A 9,304-nucleotide genomic window follows, 5' to 3' on the forward strand; every position below is an offset into this window, starting at 1 on the left:
GGGCTTCTGCTGCTGCTCGCCACGCCGGTTTCCGCTCGCCTGCTCCAGAGCGAGGGCGTTCTGGACAGCCAGGCCGCGCTGCCGCCGGACACGCGTCGCCTCGAGTTCGGCTCGAGCTACTTCGGCGCCCCGGTCTGGGCCGGCCACCGGCACTCTCTGCGCTACGCCGGCAGCCGCGGCAACCGCCTGGGCTGGTCGCTTTGCCTGCCCTGGGTCTATTCATCGCTGGGCAACGGCGGCCGCGCGGGGCGCGACAACCTCCTCATCGGCGGCGGCCTGCGCCTTGCGGGCAGTGGCGCGGCCGGGCTGCGCGCGACCGGCGACTTCTGGCTGCCCCCCGCCGCTCGCGAGCTGGCGCCCCTGGCGGAGCGCCGCGCCTTCGGGCGCCTGGGGCTCATCGTCGAGCGCCGCGATCGCCTCGAGTTCGCGACCGCTCTCAGCTACTGCTGGGAGCTCGTCGGAATCGTCCCGGAGGCCGAGGGGGGAGCTTGGCCCAAGCGCTGGGAGCTCGCCCTGCGCAGCGGCCTGCTGCCCGCAGCGGGCTGGGGCGGCTTCCTGACGGGGGGGCTGATCTGGCAACCCGCTGACGATGAGGAACTGAGGCTCGGCAGCGCAGGCGGCGGCGTCAGCCTCGGTTGGGGGGCGCGCTGGCGGGCGGAACTGGCCTGCGAGGCCTGCATCGGCGCCAGCGAGGCTCGCGATCGCGCCGACTACCGTCTGCGCCTGGTGCTGCGCCGCGACTCGACCCTGCCGCCGCCCGATGGGGTTCCCGAGGCCGCGCAAGGCGGCTCACCCGGGAGCGAGCCGCCGCGGGCAGGGCCCTAGCGCGTGCTCAGGAGCTTCAGCGCGTACTTTCCGTAGCGGAACCGACTGCCGTCGCCGGCGATCGCCAGGCGGGTCTTCTCGTCGGGGCGCACCAGTACGTCTTCGACCATCAGCTCCGCCGAGCAGAGTTGAGACTGCTTCTCCCCGGCCTCGAGACGATCGAGCTCGTTACCGACCACGATGAGCACCCGATGGCTTCCCGCGGGCACCGCGAGAATCACCGGCGGAAACTCGTGGTCGTTGCGCAGGAAGGTCCAGCCGCGGTCGGAGAACTCCTTCTCGATCGTGCTGTCAGCGTCCTGATAGGCGAGGGCGCCGTCGATGAAGACCTTGAAGTGAAGCACGTTGAGATCGAGCATCCGCTCCCGGTCGCCGGGACGGCGATAGCGCGCCGAGGAGCGGGGCTGGTCGCCGATCAGCGCGACCTCGAGCTGGCCGACGCCGGCAGGCCCAGCGGCGACCGCGGGCGTCGGCAGCGCCGCCTCGCCCGTGACGAAGGCGATCTCCTTGATGCGGTCGCGCGCAATCCGCAGGGAGTCGGCGAAGTCCGTGTGGAGGATGAGCTGGGCGTCGTCCATGGCGATCAGGCGGCCTTGGAGCACCGAGCCGTCGAGCAGGGTCACCCGATGCAGCGTCTCGCCGAGCACCCCGCCGGGCGACGTGAGCAAGAGCATCAGGGCGAGCGTCAGCGCACTGCCGCGGATGGGCGGAGTCACGTGTGGGAAGCACATCGTTGCGGACCTCGCTAGGGATGGAGGTGATTGCAGGCGGCTTGCAAGCGGGCGGCGCTTATGGCAGCCTGTGCCAGTCTAGGCGGATTCCTCCGCCGGCTCAAACACTTTCCCGGGAGTCGAGCATGGGTCAGAGCGTCCTCCGCACGCCGCGTTTCCGCCGTCTTGCCTCTCTCTGGCTGCTTCTCGCCGCGCCGATCGCCGCGGCCGCCGGGCCGCTGGAGCAATCCCGACTCGCCAATGGCCTGGAGCTCCTCCTGAAGGAGTCCCACGGCGGCCCGATGGTGGCCTCGATCGTCACGGTCGGCGCCGGCGCCCGCTTCGAGGACGCCCAGGACTACGGCGCGAGCCACTTCCTCGAGCACATGGTTTTCAACGGCACGGCGACGCGCAGCCGCGAGGATATCAACGAAGGGATCAAGGCCTACGGCGGATACATCAACGCCTTCACGCGGCGCGAGTACACCTGCTACATCCTCCTGATTCCGCGGGAGTACCTGCGCGAAGGCCTCGCCATACAGGCCGACATGCTCTTCGGTTCCCTGCTGCCGCCGGCGGAGTTCGAGAAGGAGAAGCGCGTCGTCATCGAGGAGATGAAGAAGGACTACGACAGTGGCGATTACCGCGGCGAGCTCCACCGCAACGCCCATCTCCTCGCGGGTACGCCCTACGCGCACCCGATTCTCGGCAGCGCGGAGACGATCGAGCGCCTGCGCCGCGAGGACGTCCTCGCCTACTACAAGGAGCGCTACCAGCCGGGCAACTGCCGCCTCTTCCTGGTGGGGGACTTCGAGCGCCGGTCCGCCCTCGCGCTGATCGACTCGCTCTTCGGCGCCGCTCCCGGGCGCCCCGCGCCCGCTCCGGCGCCGGTGCGCCCGGCCTGGCCGTCGTCGCCTCAGCTGCATCTCTACCGCGCGGAGGAAGGCGCGCCTCGGCTGGACCTGGTCTGGCTGGCGCCGCCGCTGGCCAGCGGCGATGCCCCGGCCCTCTTCGCCCTGGCCGAGATGTTGACGGACGAGCACCGCTCTCCCCTGCGCGGCGAGGCGACACCCGCCCTGGAGCTGAGCGCCGGCCTCGAACTGTTCGCCGACTTCAGCCTCTTCACCCTGACGCTCGACGCGGGCGAGGCGGATCCCGCCCCCTTGATCGCGGCACTCCGGGAACGCCTCGGACGGCTGGCGAGCTGGGTGCCCGACACCGCCTGGACGGCTGAGCTCGCCAACCGGCTGCGGGTCGACGATATCCTGCTGCAGGACACCTACCACTACTACGCCATGATGAAATCCGCGGAGCTGCACCTGGGCGGCCATGCCTTCCTGAAGGACTATCGGGAACGGGTCGCCGCCCTCGACCCGGCCGCGCTGCGCGGCGCCCTCGAGCGGAGCCTGCTCGCCGGCGCCCCCAAGCTGATCTGGAGCGCCCAGGACGTGGACAGCGCGGCGACCGTTCTGCCCGGCGGGCTGCCGGCAGCCGCCTTCGCGCTGGCGCCGGCAGCGGGAACGAGCCTGCGCGTCGACGCCGCCGCGCCCTTGCGGCCCGCTCGGGCGTCGAGCATGCCGGCCGCCGGCGCTAGCGGCGAGGCGCGCTTCCGCCTCGCGAATGGGCTCACCGTTCTCCTGCGTTCGGATCCCTCGAGCGAGGTCTGCGCGGCCCACGTCCTCGTGCGCGGCCGCTCGGCCTGCGAACCGCCCGGCCGGGAAGGGATGGTGGCGCTGGCTCATGCCCTGCTGCCGGCCGGCACGCAGCGGCGCGACGAGGCGGCGCTGGCGGCGGCGCTGTCCGGGCTCGGGGCGCGGCTCAAGGTCGGCGACGATCCCTACATTCCGTTCGACGACTACTACACGCGCGAGGACTTCAGCTTCCTCCGGCTGGAGGCCTTGGACGAGACCGCCGACGCGGCGCTGACCCTCCTGGTCGAAATGCTCGGCGAGGCCAGCTACCCGGAGCCGGCCGTGGCGCGCGAGAAGGCGGCGCTGATCAGCAACCTGCGCATGGGCAGCCAGCGGCCGAGCGAACTGGCCCGCGAGGCCCTCGGAGAGACGCTCTTCGCGGGCGGGCCACGCGGCCGCAGTCTACGGGGCACGCCGGCCAGCCTGGGGGCGATCACCGCCGAGGAACTGCGCGCCTTCCACCCCCGTTACTTCGCGCCGGAGCGCATGATCCTCTCGGTGGTGTCCGGGTTGCCCTTGCCGACTCTGCGCCGCACCGTTGAGGCGCGCTTCGGCGCGCTACCGGCCTCGCCGGGCGCCGAGCCGCCGTCAACGACCCTGTCCGTCGGGCCGGCGGAAGTCCTCCGCCCCCAGGACAAGGCCCAGGTTGCGCTGCTCGCCGCACGGGTGCTCCCGCCGGCTGGCGAGCAGCCCGATGCGCTGGAGGTGCTCGTGGACGTGCTCTCGGCGCGGCTGGCTCTCGAACTGCGCGAGAAGCAGGGCCTGGCCTATTCAGTGGGTGCGGGGCTCAGTCTCGCGCCAGGCCTCAGCGGGGAGGAGCCTGGCTTTGGCCTCGTCACGTTGCAGATGGCTACCGGAGCGGAAAACCGCGAGCGCGCAAGGGCGGGGCTGCGCGCGGAACTCGAGCGCCTCGCCAGCGAGCCGCCGGATGCCGGCGAGGTGTTCCGGGCGGTCAACGGCCGCTGGGGGCGGGAGTTGATGCGGGATCTCGCACGCATCCACCAGGCCTACCGGCTTGGCCTGTTGGAGCACCTCGGCCTGGCTCCCTTTGCCGGCGACGCCGAGCGGGTGGCCCGGCAGCGCGCGGCTACCCCGGCAGAACTTGCCGCCCTGGCGCGGCAATACCTGCTGCAAGATGACTGGACTTGGGTTTTTGCCGGAGGCGGCTTGCAGTGAAATCCTCTATACCTGACGCCACTTGTTAAGGAATTACCAGCCTTTTTCGCCTGCAATTCCGCCAGATATTGGAGGAATTGGCGCCAATGCTGTAACCGTTTCGCAATGTACATGGCATACCGGAATCATAACTCGCGTACTCTTGACCGTTTGTGATTCGACGGGAACCCTGGCAAGAGGCCGGCGTTTTGCTTTGCGCTTGACTTGGCCGAGTGCTTCCCTGATAATCCGGGCGCTGAGTTGTGACAATCTTCACAATTCGTCACGATAAAGCGCAACGGCATGCGACCCCGATCGGGGTCTGACCACGAGGGCAGTGAGATGGCTGGAGCCTATCAGAACCAGGCCGAGAGCGAGACGCTCAACGCCTACCTGCAGTCGATCGGCGATTACCAGAGCCTGAGCCGCGAGCAGGAAGCCGCCGTCACGGTGCGCATCCGCGAGGGGGACGAGAAGGCGCTGGAGGAGATGATCACTGCGAATCTCAAGTTCGTGGTCTCGATCGCCAAGCAGTACGTCGGCCAGGGCCTGAGCCTGCTCGATCTGATCAACGAGGGCAACCTCGGCCTGATCAAGGCGGCCTACCGCTTCAACGAGAAGAAGGGCTTCAAGTTCATCTCCTACGCCGTCTGGTGGATCCGCCAGTCGATCATGCAGGCCATCGTCGAGCAGGGCAACATCGTGCGCCTGCCGATGAACAAGGCCAACATCCTCTACCAGATCCGCAAGCGGAACCGCGCCCTCTGGGAGCAGCTCGGCCGCCAGCCGACCAAGGCCGAGCTGGCCAAGGCGCTGGGTATCACCGAGTCGGTGATCAACGAGATCGAGCTGGCGACGAACACCTACCGGTCGCTGGACGAGCCCGTGGGCAACGAGGAGGATCACATCCTCCTGAACACCCTCGAGGACGAGGATCAGATCAGCCCCGCGGAGCAGCTCGACAAGAACGAGTTCCACGCGCTGATCGAGGCGGCGCTCGATTCGCTGAGCCCGCGCGAGGCGATGATCCTTCGCAACTACTACGGGCTCGGCGATCGCGAGCCGATGACCCTCGAGGAGATCGGCAAGGACCTGAATATCAGCCGCGAGCGCGTGCGGCAGGTGAAGGTCAAGGCGCTCAGCCGCATCCGCAACAGCCACGTCGGCCGGCGTCTCGCCGAGCACGCCCACTAGCGGCGCCCGGCGGCAATCGACTCGCAAGGCCCCCCGCAGCCGCGGGGGGCTTTGCGTTTCAGAGGCGGAGGCGAAGCCGGGCTTGCCCTCCCTGCCTCCCTGGGCTATGTAAGGGGGGACCCTCACGAAGGAGAGCGAGATGAAGCGCATCCTCATGCTCATGGCCCTGGCGCTGCTGGTCGCTCTCGCGGGCAGCGGCTGTGGCAAGAAGGCCGAGGCCACGGTGCCCTGCGTGGGCGGCTGCGGCATGGAGCTGACGAAGGCCGATGCGAAGGTGATCGACGGCAAGTCCTACTGCGCGGGCTGCGCGGCGCAACTCAGCGCGCCCCCGGCGGGCGAGGAACTGTCGACGGCGCCGGCCGCCGATGATCGCGTGAAGTGCGCGGGCGGCTGCGGGATGGAAATGGCGAAGGCAGACGCCGTGCAGGTCCAGGGCAAGCACTATTGCCAGGGCTGCGCCGAGCATGCCGGGCACGGCCACTAGGCCTGCGGCGGCATCGACGGCGGCCGGTCTGCGGAGCTAATCCGCTGCCAATCTGAAGCTTGCGGGGGGCGGGGTCGATTGACACTCCCGCCCCCCCTTCTTATCATGCCGGCGTCAGGGGCGCCCGCCCCGCCTTCCCGCCCGCGGACCCAGGGGTCTCCCGCGGCCCAGCCTTCCACCAGCGGAGGTAAGTCCATGAAAGTCAGCACCTTCGAGGAGAAGGTCGGCCTCGCCGAGATGCTCATGGGCGGCGTCATCATGGACGTGACCACGGCCGAGCAGGCGAAGATCGCCGAGGACGCCGGCGCCGCGGCCGTGATGGCCCTGGAGCGCATCCCCTCGGACATCCGCGCCGACGGCGGCATCGCGCGGATGAGCGACCCGCAGATGATCCAGGCGATCCAGAAGGCCGTCAGCATTCCGGTGATGGCCAAGTGCCGCATCGGCCACATCGCCGAGGCGCGCATTCTCGAGGCCCTGGAGATCGACTTCATCGACGAGAGCGAGGTGCTCACGCCCGCCGACGAGGCGAACCACGTCTGGAAGCACGACTTCAAGGTGCCCTTCGTCTGTGGCTGCCGCGATCTCGGCGAGGCGCTGCGCCGCATCGGCGAGGGCGCCGCGATGATCCGCACCAAGGGCGAGGCGGGCACGGGCAACATCGTCGAGGCCGTGCGCCACCTGCGCGCGGTGGTGGGGGGCATCCGCCGTCTCACCCAGCTCGATCCCGGCGAGCTGATGGCCGAGGCGAAGACCCTCGGCGCGCCGTTCCACCTCGTCCAGCAGACGGCCCAGACCGGCCGCCTGCCCGTGCCCAACTTCTCGGCGGGCGGCGTCGCCACGCCGGCCGACGCGGCGCTGATGCGCATGCTCGGCGCCGAGGCCATCTTCGTCGGCTCGGGCATCTTCAAGTCGACGGACCCGCCGCGCATGGCGAAGGCCATCGTCGAGGCGGCCACGCACTGGCAGGACGCGGCGCGGCTCGCCGCGGTCTCGGCGGGCCTCGGCCGGGCGATGAAGGGCCTGGACATGGCGGAGATCCCCGCCGAGCAGGTCATGCAGACGCGAGGCAACTAGCGTGGACGCCGGCGAGTCCAGCCGCCGCCCCGCTGGGCGCCGCGACGCAGCGCCGCACCCGCGCCTGCATCCCGTACCCGCCGTCGGCGTGCTCGCCCTGCAGGGCGCCGTCGAGCCGCACCTGCGCATGCTCGAGCGCGTCGGGGCCGCAACGCGCGCGGTGCGGGGGCCGGCCGAGCTGGCGGGTCTGGACGCCCTCGTGCTGCCTGGCGGCGAATCCACGACGATGAGTCATCTGCTGGCCTCGAGCGGCCTGCGCGAGCCTCTCGGCGAGTTCATGGCGGCGCGCCCCGTGCTCGCCACCTGCGCGGGGATGATCCTCCTCGCCCAGCGGGCCGAGGCCCTGCCTTTCCCGCCCTACGGCCTGCTCGACATCGACGTCGCCCGCAACGCCTGGGGCCGGCAGATCTTCAGCTTCCAGGAAGAGATCGACTGGCCGCTACCGCGACCCACCGGCGAACCCGGCCCCGCACAGCTGAAGGCGATCTTCATCCGCGCGCCGCGAGTGACGCGGATCGGCCCGGACGTCGAGGTGCTCGCGCGCTTCCAGGGCGAGCCGGTTGCCCTGCGGCAGGGCCGCCTGTTGGCACTGAGTTTTCATCCGGAGCTCACGGCGGACCCGCGCGTCCACGCCTGGTTCCTCCGGGAATTCCTGGCGGACCGCTGAGCTGCCTGGCGAAAACGCCATTCACTGCCTAGACTGATCGGAGATCGCCCCCGCGGCCGGGGGCAAGGGGGTGAGCGGTCGATGCCCTTCTACGACTACGAGTGCCGCGAGTGCGGCGAGAAGTTCACGGTCCTGCTCGGCATGAGCAGTCGCGACGCCATGGAGCCCACCCTGCCCTGTCCGCAGTGCGGGGCGAAGGGCCCGCGGCGGCTGCTGTCCAGCTTCGCCACCAGCTCGGCCGGCGACAAGGCCGGGAGCGCGCCCAGCCACAGCTGCGGCGGGGGTGGCTGAAGGATCTGATTCGGTGGGCGTTGCCTGCCGCTGTCGGAAACGAAGAAGGGGAGCGGCGTCGCCGCTCCCCTTCTGCATTCTCACCGCGCCGCGCGCCTACTTCTGCGTGTTCGCCTTGTCCTCGGCCAGCATCGCGGCCTTGGTCGCCTCGACCTTCTCGGTGGGCCACTGCTCGACAATGGCGCTGAGGATCTTCTGGTCCTCGTTCGGCCGGTCGTTCTTGTTGCGCGGCGTGCCCACGATCGCGTCCACCACCTCGATGCCGTCGATGGCCTCGCCGAAGACGCTGTACTTGCCGTCCAGGAAGGGCGCGTCGGCGTGCATGATGAAGAACTGGCTGCCGGCGCTATCCGGTTCGCGGGAGCGCGCCATCGAGAGGATGCCGCGCGTGTGCTTGCGGTCGTTGAACTCGGCCGGCAGGTTCGTGCCCTCGCCCTTGTAGCTGTAGCCGCCCATGCCGTCGTTGGTGGGGTCCTTGTCCTTGCTGTTCGGGTCGCCCCCCTGGATCATGAAGCCCGGGATCACCCGGTGGAAGAGGCAGCCGCCGTAGCTGTGCTCGGCGTGCCAGACGAAGTTCTTCACGTGCTCGGGCGCGCTGGTCGGGAAGAAGCGCAGAACGATGTCGCCGCGGTTGGTCTTGAGGGTGACCACCGTTTCGGTCTTCTCCGCGGCGCTGGCGGCTGTGCTCAGAAGGAGGAGCAGCAGCGCCGGAGCGAGGACGATGCGTGCAAGACGGGTCATGGTTCGCCTTTCCGCTGGGGTCGTCAAACGAGCCGTGTCAATGCCGCCCGGAAGCGGCGGTTCCCGCCGTCCGCGCGCGGACGGCCGCTAGCCCTGATTGTTCCGAGCCGCCAGGGTGGACGCCACGCGAGCGACGTCCCACTGCTCGACCCGAATGCTCTCGATGCGCTGATCCTCGCGCGGGCGGTCGCCGGCGTCGCGATCGCTGGCAACGATGGCGTCGACGACGTTGAGCCCCGCGATCGCCTCGCCGAAGATGCTGTACTGGCCGTCCAAAAAGGGTGCATCCGCGTGCATGATGAAGAACTGGCTGCCCGCACTGTGCGGATCCTGGCTGCGGGCCATCGAGAGGATGCCCCGCGTGTGCTTGCGCTTGTTGAACTCGGCCGACAGCTGCGTGCCGGGACCCTTGTAGCTGTGGCCGCCGGTGCCGGGCACGCCCTTGCCGTCGGGCCTGGTGTTCGGGTCG

General features: G+C 69.8%; 9 protein-coding genes. 6 read left to right on the forward strand and 3 right to left on the reverse strand.

Annotated elements, in window-relative coordinates; translation table 11 throughout:
- Nucleotides 1–821 precede the first annotated feature (821 nt).
- Nucleotides 822–1,541, reverse strand: a complete 720-nt coding sequence (locus FJ251_10700; protein MBM4118189.1) for a hypothetical protein — start codon at nucleotides 1,539–1,541, stop codon at nucleotides 822–824.
- A gap of 35 nt (nucleotides 1,542–1,576) precedes the next feature.
- Here FJ251_10700 and FJ251_10705 point away from each other — a divergent pair, with 35 nt between their 5' ends.
- From FJ251_10705 to FJ251_10730, 6 genes are all read left to right on the forward strand, one after another.
- Nucleotides 1,577–4,402: an insulinase family protein gene (locus tag FJ251_10705; protein MBM4118190.1), complete on the forward strand. Its 2,826-nt coding sequence runs from the start codon at nucleotides 1,577–1,579 to the stop codon at nucleotides 4,400–4,402.
- Nucleotides 4,403–4,723: 321 nt separating this feature from the next.
- Nucleotides 4,724–5,575, forward strand: a complete 852-nt coding sequence (locus FJ251_10710; protein ID MBM4118191.1) for an RNA polymerase sigma factor RpoD/SigA — start codon at nucleotides 4,724–4,726, stop codon at nucleotides 5,573–5,575.
- Between the two features lie 139 nt (nucleotides 5,576–5,714).
- Complete coding sequence (locus FJ251_10715; protein ID MBM4118192.1) at nucleotides 5,715–6,059, forward strand: hypothetical protein; 345 nt, start codon at nucleotides 5,715–5,717, stop codon at nucleotides 6,057–6,059.
- Nucleotides 6,060–6,254: 195 nt separating this feature from the next.
- Nucleotides 6,255–7,136: a pyridoxal 5'-phosphate synthase lyase subunit PdxS gene (gene pdxS / locus FJ251_10720; GenBank protein MBM4118193.1), complete on the forward strand. Its 882-nt coding sequence runs from the start codon at nucleotides 6,255–6,257 to the stop codon at nucleotides 7,134–7,136.
- A 127-nt stretch (nucleotides 7,137–7,263) separates the two neighbouring features.
- Nucleotides 7,264–7,803, forward strand: a complete 540-nt coding sequence (gene pdxT, locus FJ251_10725; GenBank protein MBM4118194.1) for a pyridoxal 5'-phosphate synthase glutaminase subunit PdxT — start codon at nucleotides 7,264–7,266, stop codon at nucleotides 7,801–7,803.
- 81 nt (nucleotides 7,804–7,884) lie between these two features.
- Entirely contained in the window at nucleotides 7,885–8,094 is a 210-nt protein-coding gene (locus FJ251_10730; GenBank protein MBM4118195.1) for a zinc ribbon domain-containing protein, read from the forward strand.
- A gap of 96 nt (nucleotides 8,095–8,190) precedes the next feature.
- Here the strand turns inward: FJ251_10730 and FJ251_10735 are convergent, their stop codons facing one another.
- Together FJ251_10735 and FJ251_10740 are read right to left on the reverse strand one after the other, a co-directional pair.
- Nucleotides 8,191–8,835: a peptidylprolyl isomerase gene (locus tag FJ251_10735; protein ID MBM4118196.1), complete on the reverse strand. Its 645-nt coding sequence runs from the start codon at nucleotides 8,833–8,835 to the stop codon at nucleotides 8,191–8,193.
- An 87-nt stretch (nucleotides 8,836–8,922) separates the two neighbouring features.
- A partial coding sequence (locus tag FJ251_10740; protein ID MBM4118197.1) for a peptidylprolyl isomerase occupies nucleotides 8,923–9,304 on the reverse strand: 382 nt, incomplete at its 5' end.

It is taken from the genome of bacterium (genome assembly GCA_016873475.1).
Lineage (GTDB): Bacteria > Krumholzibacteriota > Krumholzibacteriia > JACNKJ01 > JACNKJ01 > VGXI01.